This window comes from Actinomyces bouchesdurhonensis (assembly GCF_963540955.1).
Lineage (GTDB): Bacteria > Actinomycetota > Actinomycetes > Actinomycetales > Actinomycetaceae > Pauljensenia > Pauljensenia bouchesdurhonensis.
Map to the genome: position 1 here is coordinate 51,720 of NZ_CAUTSL010000006.1, position 16,642 is coordinate 68,361.

At 65.4% G+C, this 16,642-nt stretch carries 11 protein-coding genes and 1 riboswitch; all 11 genes read left to right on the top strand.

Annotation, left to right across the window (positions count from 1 at the left end; all coding sequences use genetic code 11):
* The first annotated feature begins 216 nt into the window (after nt 1-216).
* The 11 genes from RYL44_RS02080 (at nt 217) to RYL44_RS02130 (ending at nt 16,561) form a co-directional block, all read left to right on the top strand.
* Nucleotides 217-1,407, top strand: a complete 1,191-nt coding sequence (locus RYL44_RS02080; protein WP_276739900.1) for an ATP-binding protein — start codon at nt 217-219, stop codon at nt 1,405-1,407.
* Nucleotides 1,404-2,054 (top strand): LuxR C-terminal-related transcriptional regulator, encoded by a 651-nt coding sequence (locus RYL44_RS02085; protein ID WP_073982840.1) that lies wholly within the window; start codon nt 1,404-1,406, stop codon nt 2,052-2,054. Before RYL44_RS02080 ends, RYL44_RS02085 begins: the two co-directional genes overlap by 4 nt.
* Nucleotides 2,055-2,185: 131 nt before the next feature.
* Nucleotides 2,186-3,676: a DUF1846 domain-containing protein gene (locus tag RYL44_RS02090; RefSeq protein WP_314974928.1), complete on the top strand. Its 1,491-nt coding sequence runs from the start codon at nt 2,186-2,188 to the stop codon at nt 3,674-3,676.
* A gap of 88 nt (nt 3,677-3,764) precedes the next feature.
* On the top strand, nt 3,765-6,644 hold the full coding sequence (locus RYL44_RS02095) for a UvrD-helicase domain-containing protein (RefSeq protein WP_314974929.1): 2,880 nt from the start codon (nt 3,765-3,767) through the stop codon (nt 6,642-6,644).
* A 1,129-nt stretch (nt 6,645-7,773) separates the two neighbouring features.
* Nucleotides 7,774-8,961, top strand: coding sequence for an ADP-forming succinate--CoA ligase subunit beta (gene sucC, locus RYL44_RS02100; RefSeq protein WP_314974930.1), 1,188 nt, complete (start codon nt 7,774-7,776; stop codon nt 8,959-8,961).
* A 27-nt stretch (nt 8,962-8,988) separates the two neighbouring features.
* Nucleotides 8,989-9,909 (top strand): succinate--CoA ligase subunit alpha, encoded by a 921-nt coding sequence (gene sucD / locus RYL44_RS02105; protein WP_314974931.1) that lies wholly within the window; start codon nt 8,989-8,991, stop codon nt 9,907-9,909.
* 73 nt (nt 9,910-9,982) lie between these two features.
* Nucleotides 9,983-11,473 (top strand): cell division protein PerM, encoded by a 1,491-nt coding sequence (locus RYL44_RS02110; protein ID WP_462675789.1) that lies wholly within the window; start codon nt 9,983-9,985, stop codon nt 11,471-11,473.
* 78 nt (nt 11,474-11,551) lie between these two features.
* Nucleotides 11,552-11,636: riboswitch (ZMP/ZTP riboswitch) on the top strand.
* Between the two features lie 24 nt (nt 11,637-11,660).
* Nucleotides 11,661-13,499: a bifunctional phosphoribosylaminoimidazolecarboxamide formyltransferase/IMP cyclohydrolase gene (purH, locus tag RYL44_RS02115; protein WP_314974932.1), complete on the top strand. Its 1,839-nt coding sequence runs from the start codon at nt 11,661-11,663 to the stop codon at nt 13,497-13,499.
* 148 nt (nt 13,500-13,647) lie between these two features.
* Nucleotides 13,648-14,235: a biotin transporter BioY gene (locus tag RYL44_RS02120; protein ID WP_314974933.1), complete on the top strand. Its 588-nt coding sequence runs from the start codon at nt 13,648-13,650 to the stop codon at nt 14,233-14,235.
* A 151-nt stretch (nt 14,236-14,386) separates the two neighbouring features.
* The gene (guaA, locus tag RYL44_RS02125) at nt 14,387-15,943 is read left to right on the top strand and encodes a glutamine-hydrolyzing GMP synthase (protein ID WP_314974937.1); all 1,557 of its coding nucleotides are present in this window, start codon (nt 14,387-14,389) and stop codon (nt 15,941-15,943) included.
* A 66-nt stretch (nt 15,944-16,009) separates the two neighbouring features.
* Entirely contained in the window at nt 16,010-16,561 is a 552-nt protein-coding gene (locus RYL44_RS02130) for a hypothetical protein (protein WP_314974934.1), read from the top strand.
* Nucleotides 16,562-16,642 lie beyond the last annotated feature (81 nt).

Here is a 16,642-nt window from a genome sequence, read left to right on the forward strand (position 1 = left end):
ACCACTACTCAATCAGACAGAGGCAGCGCCGCGATAGTAGGGGACCCCCTGAACGGTCCCTGATTGTGTCGGGGACACCCCCGGCCTCGTCTTCACGCGTGCCACAATGGACGCGTGAGCATACCCGTGAACGATCCGCGCCCCGGGTGGACGCCTCCCATTCCGGCACCACCAGCCAGACCGCCGCTTGTGCGCGCGAGCGCCGGGAGTCCCGACATGCCAGCCCCCTGGATGGGTGGCGTGTGCTCAGGTTTGGCCGTTCACTTGGGTATCCCGGTCATGCTGGTACGTGCAACGCTCATCGCGTTGACGGCTACCGGTGTGGGCGCCTTCGCTTACCTGTGGCTGTGGGTGACCGTCCCGGAGGACACGCTCGAGGCCTCGGCGTCGGGCAGGCTCAGCCCCGGCCTCGTGCGCCTTCGCGAGGAACGCGCCGCCCAGGTCGCGCGTAATCGCCTGATCGCCACGGGTGTCGGCCTGCTGGTCCTGGCCGTGGCTGGCGCCGTCTTGAACGCGACCAGCGCCCTGGACTGGCGTGACATGGGGTCCATCGTGTCGATCGTCGTCGGCATTACCCTGGTGTGGAGCCAGAGCCGCGACGTGCGCAACTGGCGGTCGCTGCGCTTTGTCAGTGCCGTGTTCGGCGGTATTGCGCTGCTCAGCGTCGGCGTCGTCATCATCGCCTCGCGCGACAACCCGCCGATCATCCTGCTGCGCGGCGGCCTCATTGGCGCGGCCCTGGTCGCCGGCGTCCTGTTCGCACTCGTACCGATGTGGCTGCGTACCACGAAAGACCTGTCCGACGCTCAAGCCCAGCGCGTGCGCGACGCCGAGCGCGCCGACATCGCCGCCCACCTGCACGACTCCGTTCTCCAGGCCCTGGCCCTCATCCGCGCCTCCGCCGAAGACCCCGCCCGCGTGAGGGCCATCGCCTTGACGGAGGAACGCGAGCTGCGCGCCTGGCTGTACACGGGCCACGCACAGGCCGCCGACTCTCTGGAGGCCGCTGTCACCGAGGCCGTAGGAGGGGTTGAAAGCCGCTACGGCGTCCCCATCAGCGTCGTCGTCGTCGGCGACATGCGGCCCGGCCCCGGCGAACTCGCGCTCGTCGCGGCCCTCGCTGAAGCCTGCCAAAATGCTGTGCGACACGGGGCCCCGCCCGTCTCCGTCTACGTTGAAGTCAGGCCACGCGCGGTCGAGGCCTTCATCAAGGATAACGGCGCCGGCTTCGACCCCTCCGCCATCGCCCCCGACCGCCACGGCGTGCGCGACTCCATCGTGGGGCGAATGCGCCGCGCGGGGGGAAACGCTACAATTCGTGCTCTCGCCCGCGGAACCGAAATCGCCCTGAGCGTGCCACGCTCCGATATTCTGAATCAAACAATCCCCACCGGGAGGACACAGTGACCATCCGTATCCTCGTCATCGACGATCACCCCATGGTTCGCGCCGGGGTTCGATACGAACTCCAGCACTGCGGAGCTGACCTCGACATCGTTGGGGACGCCGCCGACGTCGAAGGAGCCATCGCCGCGTGTCACGCCCTGACCCCCGACGTTGCCCTCCTCGACGTGCACTTGCCCGGTGGAAACGGTGGCGGCGGCGCTGAGGTCGCCAGTGCGTGCCGCGACATCGAAGGCCTGCATTTCCTGGCCCTGTCCGTTTCTGATTCCGCCGAGGACGTCGTTCAAGTTATTCGTGCGGGCGCTCGCGGATACGTGACGAAGTCGATCGCTACCGCGGACCTGGTCGAGGCCATTGAGCGCGTGGCCGCTGGCGACGCAGCCTTCAGTCCTCGTCTGGCGGGCTTTGTGCTGGATGCCTTCGGCACGGGAGAAGTGTCGACGACCGACAGTGAACTCGATCTGCTCTCGGCCCGCGAGCAGGAAGTCATGCGCCTCATTGCCCGCGGATACACCTACAAGGAGGTCGCCCACGACCTGTTTATTTCCATCAAGACGGTAGAGACTCATGTGAGCGCGGTCCTGCGTAAGCTCCAGCTCTCCAACCGTAATGAGCTGACGCGCTGGGCCATGCAGCGCCACATTGTGTGAGGTCACGCGGCTTTTGCGTGCCGAAGCATGCGCCCGCGCCCAGTGTACCTACAATGGAATTCCGAGGGCGCAAATGCGCCTGACCGCCCACGATGGGCGGCTCGTCTCATGTTTGCGACCTCGGAGGATGCATGCACCGCATCGGTTTTGACAGTGATCGTTACGTCGAGATGCAGTCTCGACACATTGCCCGCCGTCGCGGCGAGTTCGGCGGAAAGCTGTATTTGGAGTTCGGCGGAAAACTGATCGACGACATGCACGCTTCGCGTGTCCTGCCCGGTTTCACGCCCGACAACAAGGTGCGGATGCTGCGCGAACTGGCCGACGAGGTTGAAATCATTGTCGCGGTGAACGCCAAGGATTTTGCCCGCCGCAAGGTCCGCGCTGACGTGGGTACCACCTACGACGATGAGGTGCTTCGTCAGATCGACCAGCTGCATGAGCGTGGCCTGTTCGTCGGTTCCGTTGTCATCACCCAGTGGACTGACGACAATAGGTCCGCTGCTGAGGTCAAGGAACGTTTCGAGAAGCTCGGTATTCGCGTCTATCGTCACTTCCCGATTCCTGGCTACCCGTCTGACGTGGAGCGCATCGTGTCGGATCAGGGTTACGGCGCGAACGAGTACATTCAGACCAGCCGCAATCTTGTGGTCGTGACGGCGCCCGGCCCGGGTTCCGGCAAGATGGCGACCTGCCTGTCGCAGCTCTACCATGACCACAAGCGCGGTATCGAGTCGGGCTACGCGAAGTGGGAGACCTTCCCGATCTGGAACATTGCGCTGGATCACCCGGTGAACATCGCCTACGAGGCGGCCACCGCTGACCTGGACGACGTCAACATGATCGACCCCTTCCACTTGGAGGCGTACGGGGTTAAGACGGTTAACTACAACCGCGACGTCGAGATTTTCCCGGTGCTCAGCCGCCTGTTTGAGAAGATTCTCGGTTCTTCCCCGTATCAGAGTCCGACTGACATGGGCGTCAATATGGCGGGCCGCTGCATCGTCGACGACGAGGCCTGCAAGGAGGCTTCGCGCCAGGAGATCATCCGCCGCTACTACAAGGCCCTCGTGACAGAGAAGAAGGAGATGAGTGAGCCGGTTCAGTCCTCGCGCATCTCTTTGCTCATGAGCCGCGTGGGCGTGGGCCGCATGGACCGACCGGTTGTGCGCCCGGCCCTGGAACTCGCCGAAGCCACTGGCCAGCCTGCGGCCGCGATCGAGCTACCCGACGGCCAGATCGTCACGGGTAAGACGTCGGCGCTGCTGGGGTGCTCGTCGGCGATGCTGCTCAACGCATTGAAGAAACTCGCGGGCCTGCCCGACGAGGTCCAGCTCCTGGCCCCGCAGTCGATCGAGCCGATCCAGCGCTTGAAGACACACGACTTGGGGTCGCGTAACCCGCGCCTGCACACCGACGAGGTCCTCATCGCCCTGGCCGTGTCCGCCAACGGTGATGAAAACGCACGCCGCGCCCTCGACCAGCTGGGCGCCCTGCGTGGCTGCGACGTACACGAGTCCGTCATCCTGGGCCCCGTGGACGAGGGTATCTTCCGTTCCCTGGACATCCAGGTCACCACGGAGCCGGTGTACGCGACCAAGTCGCTGTACCGCAAGAAGTAATCACATCGACGAGGCCGGGGCGCCCGTGGCTCGCGCCACCCGGGGCGGGGGTCGCAGCTGAGGGTGGTGCGGTTTAGGCTTGGAGGCGATGAGTGACGCGACTTCTTTGCCTGACCTTGGTTTCCTGATCGGCCCCGATGGAGGCCGCCAGGACGACTACGTGCCGCCGGAGGTGCCCGCCTTCGACGTGGAGGATGCGCTGGGCGCCGACTACGACGGCGGCTGGCCCGATATTGCGGTCCCCGGTGGGGGCTCGGGGGAGGCCTCCGCGTGGGGGGCGGCCCCGGCCTCGTCCGCGCCCGCGTGGGGCGAACCCCGCCCCGGCGTGGACCCCGAGTCGCTCACGCGCGGCCTCAACGACCGCCAGCGCGAGGCCGTCACCCACGCGGGCTCGCCGCTGCTGATCCTGGCGGGCGCGGGCTCCGGCAAGACGCGCGTGCTCACGCACCGTATCGCCTACCTGCTGGCCACGGGACGCGCGCGGGCTGGGGAGATTCTGGCGATCACCTTCACGAACAAGGCGGCCGCCGAGATGCGCGAGCGCGCAGGCACCCTCGTGGGGGACGACGCGCGCCGCATGTGGGTGTCGACATTCCACTCGGCGTGCGTGCGCCTGCTGCGCTACGAGCACGAGGCGGCGGGCCTGTCCTCGTCGTTCACGATCTACGACGCGCAGGATTCCCAGCGTCTCATCCAGATGGTCCTCAAAGCCCAGGACGTGGACATTAAGCGCTTCACCCCGAAGATGGTGGCGGCGCGCATTTCGGACGCGAAGAACGAGCTGATCGGCCCGGCGCGGTACGCGGAGCTGGCGGGCAAGGATCCGGTCTCGCGTATCGTCGCGGACGCCTACGTCGAGTACGACAAACGCATGCGCGCCTCGAACGCGCTGGATTTCGACGACCTCATCATGCGCACGGTCGAGTTGTTGCGCGAGAATCCGCTGATCGCCGAGCATTACCACCGGCGCTTCCGCCACATCCTGGTCGACGAGTATCAGGACACGAACCACGCGCAGTACGTCCTCGTGCGCGCCCTCGTGGGGGACGGCTCCGATGGGGTGACGCCCGCGGAGCTGACGGTCGTCGGTGACTCCGACCAGTCGATCTATGCCTTCCGCGGCGCGACGATCCGCAATATCGAGGAGTTCGAGCGCGACTTCACGGGCGCTCGCACCATTTTGCTGGAGCAGAACTATCGTTCGACGCAGAACATCCTCTCAGCTGCGAACGCCGTCATCGCCCGCAACGCGGGGCGGCGCGCGAAAAACCTGTGGACGGCCTCGGGCGACGGCGCGCTCATCACCCTGGACGCCGCGGATTCCGAGCACGACGAGGCCCGCTTCGTCGTCGGCGAGATCGACCGCCTCGCGGACTTGGGCGTCGAGTGGGGCGACATCGCCATCTTCTACCGCACGAACGCGCAGTCACGCGCGCTCGAAGAGCTCCTCGTGCGCCAGGGCATCCCGTACCGCGTCGTCGGCGGCACCCGCTTCTACGAGCGCCGCGAAATCAAGGACGCGCTGGCCTACCTGCAGGTCATCTCCAACCCCGACGACACGGTCGCCGCCCGCCGCGTCCTCAACGTCCCCAAGCGCGGCATCGGCGCGAAGGCCGAGGAGGCCATCGCCGCGCACGCCGCCCACCACGGCATCTCGTTTGGCGCGGCCCTGCGTCACCTGTGGCTACGTGCCGGGCGTCCCGCCGGCGAGGGCGAGGGGATCGACGTCGACGCGCTGGCCCGTTCCGCTTCCTCAGACGAGGCCTCGGCTGATTCTTCCGTTTCCGTTTCCTCGGGCGGTGCGGCGGGGGAGAACCCGGGTGCTCGCGACGGTGCAGATGCGCGCGAGGCTGCGGATGCGCGCGACGGTGCAGATGCGCGCGAGGCTGCGGCCCCGGCCTCGTCCCCCGTCTCCTCCGAGAGCACGCCCGAGATGGCGCCCGAGGTCCTGGGCATCACCGCGCGCGCAGCGAAGTCCGCGGCCGCCTTCTGGGGGCTCATCGAGACGCTGCGAACCGCCGAGTCGCGCGGCGCATCCCAGGCCGACATCCTCGAAGAGGTCCTCGACCGCACCGGCTACCTGGCGGAGCTGCGCCGCAGCGAGGATCCGCAGGACGCCTCGCGCGTGGAAAACCTGGCGGAACTGCACTCGGTCGCCGGTGCCTTCGCGGCCGACGCGCCCGGCGCAACGCTCGCGGACTTCCTCGAACGCGTCGCCCTCGTCGCCGACTCGGACCAGGTGCCCGCGGAGGGTGAGCGCGGCGGGCAGGTCACCCTCATGACCGTCCACACCGCGAAGGGCCTCGAATTCCCGGCCGTGTTCGTCACCGGCATGGAGGACGGCACCTTCCCGCACCAGCGCAGCCTCGGCGACGAGAGTGAGCTGGAGGAGGAACGCCGCCTGGCGTACGTGGCGATCACGCGCGCGCGCGAGCGCCTCTACCTGACGCGCGCCGCCGTGCGCAGCGCCTGGGGGACTCCGCAGGAGATGCCGCCCTCGCGTTTCCTTGACGACATCCCCGCCGAGCTGCTCGACGTGCGCCGCGCCTCCACATCAGGTGAGCGCATGCGCGCCTCCTACGGCGGATCCTACGGGTCCGGGTCGTACGGCTCCGAGTCCTATGGGTCGGGCTCTTACGGGCGCTCGCGCGGTTCGGGGCGCGACCCGTGGGGCGAGCGCGACGCCGGAGCTTTTGGGGCCGGGCGTGGCGGCGCGCGCAGTGGCGGCACACGGCCGTCAGTTGCACGCAAGGTCACTCGCATGGGTGTCCCCCCTAACGCGGGGTCCGACGACGACAGGCCTGTCCTCGTCCTCAAGGTCGGGGACCGCGTCAAGCACGCGACTTTGGGGGCTGGCACCGTCACCGGCGTCGAGGGGGAGGGGCCGCGCACCGTGGCTCGCATCCGCTTCGGCATGGCTGAGAAGCGTCTCCTCGTGCGCATGGCCCCGATGGAGAAGATTTCGTAGCTTGTCCGAGCTAATTCCCAGCGCTGCTCGGTCTGCTTGTGGCCCCGCTGGTGTGCCGGGCGCCGTCGGGTCCAGCCTTGGGGCTGGGCCGCTGGGTGGCGGGCGGCGGGTCCAGCCTTGGGGCCGGGCTGCTGTGTGTGCCGGGCGCCGTCGGGTCCAGCCTTGGGGCCGGGCTGCTGCGTGCCGGGCGGCGCCTTCCTGCGTTTTGTTGCTTGTGGCCCAGTTGTGGCTGTCAATCAGCAATTTCGCACGTAATTCCCCTGTGAGTAGTTCAATTCTTGAATCCGCATCGTTGGAATTGCAACGTTTTCGGGTGGTCTCGAAAAATGACCGAGGGAAATTACGTGCGAAATTTGTCTGGGCCGGGACCTCTATCGCCCACCGGTACCGCGGCCAGGTCCTCCGGGCCCTCCGGCGCACTCCGCACCAGTGCGGCTTGTGCTTACGGGCGTCCCACTACTCCTCGTCGCTGCGGTCGCCCCGGCCCGCCCGTCGCACAGCAATGTCGCACGTAATTCCCCTGTGAGTAGTTCAATTCTTGAATCCGCATCGTTGGAATTGCAACGTTTTCGGGTGGTCTCGAAAAATGACCGAGGGAAATTACGTGCGAAATTTGTCTGGATCAGGACTTGGCAGTGTTAACCCTTCAATACGCAGCTAAACCCTATTGGTGGCGTGGTGGGCAGCCCGCCTAGACCACCACCTATCGGGTTAACGTGCGCATCAAAGGGTCTAGGCCGCCACCTATCGGGTTGTGCGCAACGCGGGTAGCGACTCCTCGCATTGGGTTGTGCGTATGCGGGAGTGACATCAGTATTCGATCGGCACTGAAGGACCTGTAGCGCGTGCAGTCATGTTTCGTCGAGAAGTACTCGGCGTCCGGGGTCGCAACATGCTGCTCGCACCGACGACGCCAACAATCCGCACCGACGACGCCCGGAATACACCCCGCAACACACGCCGCAACACACGCCGCAACACACCCCGCAAAGCAAAGTATTGACAAAGGGAAATCGCGTTCCGGTCAAGGTCGTGACAAGCCTTGATAATGGGAGGAAATGGCGCGTTCGCGCCGGTCGCACGTTAGAATTATTGCGCTGACCACACCACGTTCAACGGAGGGAATAAGGTGGATCTTTACGAGTACCAGGCCCGGCAGATGTTCAGGGAGCATGGCGTGCCCGTGCTGGACTACCGCCTGGCGTCAACCCCCGAAGAGGCGCGCGAGGGTGCGCGCGAACTCCTGGAGCAGGGTGCGTCACTGCTGGTTGTCAAGGCTCAGGTGAAGACGGGCGGTCGCGGTAAGGCTGGCGGCGTCAGGCTCGCCCACACCGCCGACGAAGCATACGACAAGGCTCAGGCGATCCTTGGCCTCGACATTAAGGGTCACATCGTTAAGAAGGTCATGATCGCGTCCGGCGCGGACATCGCCGCTGAATACTACTTCTCGATCCTCCTGGACCGCTCGAACCGCCGCCACCTGGCAATGTGCTCGCGCGAGGGCGGCATGGACATCGAGGCCCTCGCGAAGGAACGCCCCGAGGCCCTGGCCCGCGTGCCCCTGGACCCGGTCGTCGGCATCGATGCTGCGGTCGCGCGCCGCATCGCGAAGGAGGCGGGTTTTGACGAGGCAACGGCGCAGGCGATTGCCCCTGTCTTCGAAACGTTGTGGGGTGTCTACCGCGACGAGGATGCGACCTTGGTTGAGGTCAACCCGTTGGTCTCCAGCCCGGATGGTTCCGTGTGGGCGGTGGATGGCAAGGTGACTCTCGATGACAACGCTCGTTTCCGTCACCCTGACCACGCCGGGCTTGTGGATCGGGCGGCGCAGGATCCGCGTGAGGCTGCTGCGAAGGCAGCGGGGCTCAACTATGTGCGCCTGGAGGGCCAGGTCGGCATCATTGGTAACGGGGCGGGCCTGGTCATGTCGACGCTCGACGTGGTCGCGATGGCTGGCGAGGAGTTTGGTGGCATGAAGCCCGCTAACTTCCTGGACATCGGCGGCGGCGCCTCGGCTGAGGTCATGGCGAAGGGACTGGGTATTATCCTCGGAGACGAGCAGGTGCGTTCCGTGTTTGTCAACGTTTTTGGAGGCATCACCGCCTGCGACCAGGTCGCCCGCGGTATTGTCGGCGCGCTCGAGACGCTGGGCGACGCGGCTTCGAAGCAGCTGGTCGTGCGTCTCGACGGAAATAAGGTTGAGGAGGGGCGCGCGATTCTTGAGCAGGCTGCCCACCCCCTCGTCCACTTGGAAGAAACGATGGATGGGGCGGCCCGACTCGCGGCTAAGCTCGCAGCCCAGGCGCCGTCGAAGTAACGACCCGAGAATCGCAGGAGAACACTCATGACTATCTTCGTCAACGCTGACACCCGGGTCATCGTCCAGGGTATGACCGGTGCCGAGGGGCGCAAGCATACCCAGCGTATGCTTAGCGCCGGCACGACCATCGTGGGCGGCACGAATCCCCGTAAGGCGGGCACGACCGTGACTTTCGACGTGCAGGGCTACGGCCCCGGCGCCGGTCGGATCACCGATGGCCAGGTCGAGATCCCTGTCTTCGGTACGGTCGCCGAGGCTCGTGAGGCCACCGGCGCGAACGCGTCTGTCATCTTTGTGCCCCCGGCCTTTGCGAAGGGCGCCGCCCTGGAAGCCATCGAGGCGGGCATCGAGACGATTGTCCTTATCACCGAGGGCATCCCCGTGCACGATTCCACGATCGTCGTCGAGCGTGCGCTCGCGGCGGGAGTGCGCCTGATCGGCCCGAACTGCCCCGGCATCATCTCGCCCGGGCAGGCGAACCTGGGTATCACCCCAGCGGACATTACGGGCCCGGGCCGCTTGGGTCTGGTCTCGAAGTCGGGCACGTTGACGTACCAGCTCATGTACGAGCTGCGCGACTTTGGTTTCACGACGTGCTTGGGTATTGGTGGTGACCCGGTTGTGGGCACTACCCACATTGATGCGCTTGCTGCTTTTGAGGCTGATCCGGACACTGATCTTGTCGTCATGATTGGTGAGATTGGCGGTGATGCTGAGGAGCGCGCGGCCGCGTGGATTCAGGAGAATATGACGAAGCCTGTCGTCGCTTACATTGCGGGATTCACCGCTCCGGAGGGTAAGACGATGGGGCATGCGGGCGCGATTGTGTCGGGTTCGTCGGGTACGGCGGCGGCGAAGGCGGAGGCGCTCGAGGCCGTGGGCGTGCGCGTGGGTCGCACTCCCTCGCAGACGGCGCAGATTGCGCGCGAGATTCTCTCTCGATAACGTCACAGCTCTAATCGGCTCGGGGTCGGCGCGCAGTGTCGCGGCCCCGGGCTGATTCTGTCACTATGGGCTTGTGAGCGAGCGTATCAGAGAAGTACCGAGTCCTCGGCGGACAACGACCACGTACGTGGCGGACCGTGCGACTATTCGCGTTGCTGTCCCCAAGGGATGGGCGCGTGGTGTCTTGGCCGGTCTGGAGGCGGCTTTTGCGGGCTGGGCGTTGACCACGGTTCTGACGATGCTTGCCTACCTGTCGCTGCGTTCGAACACGTGGATGAATGACACGACTCCGCGCGACGCGCTTGGTTTGGGCGGTGACCTGTGGGTCGCTGTTGTGGGTGGTACTTCGGTGGTCCAGGGAGTGCACTATCGGGCAATTCCCACCCTGGTTGGTGTGTTCCTCGTTGTTCTCCTGCGTTTACTGTTGCGAACGACGGCGGGTTTTCCTCGCTCGTCCGCGCTTTTTGCGGTTCCGGGTTTCCTGTTCACGTCGTGGTTTCTCTCGGGTGCTTCTGGCTCGCATTCTCAGTGGTGGACGGGTACGGTTGGCGCGGTTCTTATCCCTTTGGTCGGTTCTCTTTGGTTTATCGCTTCCAGTTTTTCGCGTGACAGTGATGCGCCCGCGATGCAGCATTGGATTTCCGGCGGTTTTAAAATGGGTGGCCTGTTTGCGGCGGCGACGGTCGTGGCGTCGTCGGTGGCGGCTGTGGTCGCGCTTGTGGCCGGTTGGGATCGGATGGGTGGCATTCAGGAGCTGTTGGGGGCGTCGTCTGGGGTGGATAGTGCGTTTATTGTTGGCGTGCAGGTGTGTTTTGCGCCCACTGTGATGGCGTGGGCTGCGGCTTGGTGGTCGGGCGTGGGCTTTATGACGGCGACGGATTCGTTGCATTCGCCGACGGTGGTTGGTCCTGGCCCGATTCCGCCGATTCCGCTGTTGGGTGCGGTTGCGCAGACGGCGCCTGGTAACTGGGTGCTGTTGGTTCCGGTTGCGCTTGGCGTGGTGCTTGGTGTGGTGTCGTCGCGTGTTTTCCGGCGTTCGCATGTGCTGCATCAGTGCGCGCAGGGGGTGTTGGCTTCGTGTGTGTTCGCTTTGGTGGTTGCGCTGTGGATGTGGAGTGCGACGATGAGTCTGGGTTCGGTGCGTCTGGCGTCGATGGGTCCACGTGTCGGGTGGGTGACGTTGGCGTTGTGCTTGGAGGTTGCGTTGCCGGCGACGTTGGTGGCGTTGGCGACGCATCCGACGACGCGTGCGCTCGTGGGGCAGGGTGCTGGCCGCGTGCGCAGTGAGGGGGAGGCTTTGCGGCGGCGTCGCGCGGAGCGTTTGTCTCGTGAGGCTGCCACGGCCTCGTTGATTGATCGGGAGGAGCGTGACTCCGCGTCTGGCGCGGACGAGGCTTGGGCTGAGGCTTCCGCGCCCGCGGCGACGGGGGACACAACCGCGGGCGCCGAGGCTGGGGAGGAGCCGGTGGGGTTGGGCGCCGAATCCGCGCAGGGGGGCGTGGGCGAGGGCGTGAAGGAGTCAGGCGAGGCACTGGCGGGCGATCGGGACCAGGGTGGTGCGTGAGGCGTGCCGCGTTGGGGGGTGATCGTGACGCGGTCGACCCCTGCGGGCGGCTGACGTGGGCTGTGGCCTGAACTAAACTGGAGGTGCCGTGACTGGCGAGGGTGGATTACCACCGGGGAGCGGCTGCATGTCCCGCGTGGCGTCGCCCGCCTGGGCGCCGGGGTTTGGCTCTCGACCTGGAGGAACTATGTCCGTCTCCTTGGACAATCTAGAACCCATTGACGTGCGCCCGATTAAGCGGGCCCTGTTTTCTGTGTATGACAAGACGGGGCTGGAGGAACTGGCGCGTGCGCTGGGCGAGGCCGGCGTGGAGATTGTCTCCACGGGTTCGACGGCCGCGCGTATTGCCGCTGCTGGCGTGGCTGTGACCCCGGTTGAGGACGTGACTGGTTTCCCGGAGGTGTTGGAGGGGCGTGTGAAGACTCTGCATCCCTTTATTCATTCCGGTATTCTGGCCGATCAGCGTAAGGCTGCGCATCGCGAGCAGATCGCGCAGCTGGGTATCAAGGCGTTCGACCTGGTCGTGTGCAACCTGTACCCGTTCCAGGACACGGTTGCGTCGGGTGCTTCTTTCGATGAGTGCGTCGAGCAGATTGACATCGGTGGCCCGTCCATGGTGCGCGCGGCCGCGAAGAATCACCCGTCGGTCGCGGTCGTGACCTCCCCGGAGCGTTACGCGGATGTGGCGGGGGCTGTGGCGGGGGAGGGGTTCACTCTTGAGCAGCGCCGCGAGCTGGCGGCCGAGGCTTTCGCGCATACGGCGACTTACGATCTGGCGATCGCCGGATGGTTTGCCGATCAGCTGGATTGTGGGGATGTGCGCGAGACCCTTGACGAGGCCGCCGAGTCTCATTTGGATGCTTCCGATGCCGCGTTCTTGGAGTCTCTGGGCTACCAGGCCGAGGAAGACTACGTGGTGGAGGCTCCCGAGGAGGGGCAGGCCTTCGGCATGCCCGTGTTTGTGGCTGACGCGTTCGAGCGCGTGGAGTCGCTGCGCTACGGCGAGAACCCGCATCAGGGCGCGGCCGTGTACCGCGAGATCGACGAGTCCTTCGAGGATGAGGGGGCCGACGACGAGGCCTTGGCGCCGGGTATCGCGAACGCGCGCCAGCTGCATGGCAAGGCCATGAGCTACAACAACTACACGGACGGCGATGCGGCCCTGCGCGCCGCCTACGATCACGAGCGTCCGTGCGTGGCGATCATCAAGCACGCGAACCCCTGCGGCATTGCGGTGGCGGACGACGTGGCCGAGGCGCACCGCCTCGCGCACGCCTGCGACCCGGTGTCGGCGTTCGGCGGCGTGATCGCCGTGAACCGTCCGGTGAGCGTGGAGCTGGCCCGCCAGATCGTCCCGATCTTCACCGAGGTCGTGCTGGCGCCCGATTACGAGGAGGGCGCGCTCGAGGTGCTGAGCGCGAAGAAGAACCTGCGCGTCCTGCAGGTTGAGCCCCCGGCTCGCGGCTCGTACGAGTTCAAGCAGATCAGCGGCGGCCTGTTGGTCCAGGAGCGCGACGATATTGACGCGCCCGGCGATTCCCCGGAGAAATGGACGCTTGCGGCCGGCGCTCCCGCCGACGAGGCGACGCTGGCGGATCTGGAGTTCGCGTGGCGCACGGTGCGCGCGGTGCGCTCGAACGCGATCCTGCTGGTCAAGGACGGCGCCTCGGTGGGCGTGGGCATGGGCCAGGTGAACCGCGTGGACTCGTGCAAGCTGGCGGTCGAGCGCGCGAATACGCTGGGTTCGCGCTCGACGGGTGACGCGGCGGCCTCCAACGTGGACAGCGCGGGTGGCGCTCGCGCCTCCGAGGTTGTGGCCGAGGCTCCTGAGCAGCGTTCCATCGGTGCGGTCGCCGCGTCGGATGCGTTCTTCCCCTTCGCCGATGGTCTGCAGGTGCTCATCGACGCGGGCGTGAAGGCGGTCGTCCAGCCCGGTGGTTCCGTGCGTGACCAGGAGTCGATTGACGCTGCGAACGCCGCGGGCATCACGATGTACCTGACGGGCACGCGTCACTTCGCGCACTGATCATTCCTGTTCGTGGGTTCCGGGGGGGCGGGCGCCGGTGTGGCGCTCGCCCCCTGTGATGTGCTTGGGTGTGCTTGACAGGGCAGCAGCAACAACATATCGTTCAATTATTGAATTAAAGGCCGTTGGTCCCGTCGAAAGGTTTCGTATGTCCACGCTGACCGCCGCACCTGCCATCTCCACTCGTCAGAACCGCGTCCTCGCCGACCGGTTCGGCGGCACGATCGTCCGCGAGATCGCGCTCGTCGCCGCTGGCACGATCGCTATGATCGTCTTGGCCCGTATCTCGGTTCCGCTGCCTTTCACACCGGTGCCCGTCTCGCTGGGTACCCTCGGCGCCCTGTCCGTGGGCGCGACCCTGGGCGCCCGCCGAGGCCTCGTCTCCGTCGCCGCCTACGCCTTGCTCGGCATTGCGGGCGCTCCGGTCTTCACGGGCACGAACGTCGGTTGGGCCTTTGCGTCTTTCGGCTACATCCTCGGCTACCTCTTGGTCGCCGCGATCGCAGGAGCGGCCGCCCAGCGCGGCGCCGATCGTCGCGTGCTCACCATGGCGCCGACCGCCCTCGTCTCCCTCTTCTCCGTGTACATCGCGGGTCTGGCCTGGATGATTCCTTTCGCGCACATGACGGTTGCGCAGGGGCTGGCCAAGGGTTTCGTGCCCTTCATTGTCGGCGACCTGATCAAGGCCGCCGTCGCCGCCGGGCTCTTCCCGGTGCTGCGTTCGATCTTCCGCTGAGCCGCGCGTTCCAGCGTGAGGTGAGTCGGCCTCGTTCCCATGTGGGGCGGGGCCGGCCCCGTATCCGCGGACAAATGCGCGGTGACATGCGCGATGGTGCGCGACGGCGCGGGGTGAGCGCGGGTAGCATGGGAGGGTGAACGCTACTGACATGCATCCCGTCCTCGTCGTCGACTTCGGCGCACAGTATGCCCAGTTGATTGCGCGCCGCGTGCGCGAGGCCAACGTCTACTCTGAGATTGTCCCTCACACGATGAGCGTGGCGGACATGCTCGCTAAGGAGCCGGCAGCCATCATCCTGTCCGGCGGCCCGTCCTCAGTGTACGAGGAGGGTGCGCCCTCCGTCGATCCCGCGATTTTCGAGGCCGGCGTGCCCGTCCTGGGTATCTGCTACGGCTTCCAGACGATGGCGCACGCCCTGGGTGGCGCCGTGGGGCGCACGGGCACCCGCGAGTACGGGCACACTGACGCCACTGTGTCCGGTGATTCCTGTCTGTTTGCTGGAACGCCCGACGATCAGGTCGTGTGGATGAGCCACGGTGACGCCGTCCAGGGCGCGCCCGAGGGTTTCGTCGTCACGGCCTCCACCGCTGAGACTCCGGTCGCTGCTTTCGAATGTAGCGAGCGTCGCCTCTACGGCCTGCAGTGGCACCCCGAGGTAGGCCACTCCCAGTTCGGCCAGGATGCGCTGAAGAACTTCCTGTACGAGGGTGCGGGGATCACACCCGCGTGGACCGCCGGGTCCATCGTGGACGAGCAGGTTGCGAAGATCCGTGAGCAGGTCGGCGATGCGCAGGTCATCTGCGCCCTGTCTGGCGGCGTGGACTCCTCCGTGGCCGCGGCCCTCGTGCACAAGGCTGTGGGCGACCAGCTGACCTGTTTCTTCATCGATCATGGCCTGCTGCGCGCGGGCGAGCGTGAGCAGGTGGAGAACGACTACGCGCGCGGCATGGGCATCCGCGTCATCACGTGCGACGAGTCCGAGCGTTTCCTGTCCGCCCTGGCCGGCGTCACCGAGCCCGAGGCGAAGCGTAAGATCATCGGCCGCGAGTTCATCCGCTCCTTCGAGGCCGCCCAGAAGCAGGTCATCGAAGAGGTCGGCGCCGCCGGTGGCGAGGTGAAGTTCCTCGTCCAGGGCACCCTGTACCCCGACGTCGTTGAGTCCGGCGGCGGCGAGGGCGCGGCCAACATCAAGAGTCACCACAACGTGGGCGGCCTGCCTGAGGATATGACCTTCGAGCTGGTCGAGCCCCTGCGTACCCTCTTCAAGGACGAGGTGCGCGCGGTCGGTCGCGAGCTGGGCCTGCCCGACTACCTGGTGAACCGTCAGCCTTTCCCGGGCCCCGGCCTGGGCATCCGCATCATCGGCGAGGTCACGCGCGAGCGCCTGGACATCCTGCGCGCCGCGGACCTGATCGCCCGCGAGGAGCTCACGGCGGCCGGCCTGGATCAGGAGATCTGGCAGTGCCCGGTCGTCCTGCTCGCCGACGTTCGTTCCGTGGGCGTCCAGGGTGATGGCCGCACCTACGGCCACCCGATCGTGCTGCGCCCCGTGTCCTCCGAGGACGCGATGACGGCCGACTGGACGCGCCTGCCCTACGACGTCCTGGCCCGCATCTCCACGCGCATCACCAACTCGGTGCCCGAGGTCAACCGCGTCGTCCTCGACGTGACCTCCAAGCCCCCGGCCACCATCGAGTGGGAGTGACGGCGCAATGACCGGACAATCGCAGTCGGAAAATAAGCTGAAAGCAACGACGGGACAAACTATCCCTTGGTTTTTTATCTGCTATTTTTTCTCGCTGCGATTGTTGGTCTCATTTACTTTTCTCTCCTGAAGCTTGGGCCGGCTTTTAGTGTATTCTTTAGTTCGCTGTCGAGTCTTGATTCGGCTATCATTGTTGCATTGATAACTGGTGCTGTGTCTGCGGTGTCTTTTCTTGGGAACACAATAGTGAACTCGATTATGAAAAAGAATGAGTATATTCGTGTGCATCGTGAAGAGCCATATATGAGGCTTATTTCTTTGGTCTATGATTTTCAGGCAGCCGCTTCAAAAGGGAAGACTATGGCAGATTATGAGCTCGCAGAAATTCTGACGCAATTTAACAAGGAGTTAACGCTCTGGGGCTCATCGAAAGCTATTCAGGCTTGGGGGAATTGGCGAACAGCTTCGTCAAACTCCTCAGGTGATCCGCTCCAGAATCTATTCGGGATGGAAAAGGTTATGGTTCAGTTGCGGAGAGATATGGGAATGAAGCGGGGGCTTCGTAAAGGTGATCTCTTGCGACTAATGGTCAATGATATTGATTCAGTTCTCAACTGATTCATAGTTGCTGCGTGTGCTGAAAATGGGCGGTGTCATAGGGTGTAAGCAATTTTCGTGTAGCGGTGATGCTGTTTGGAG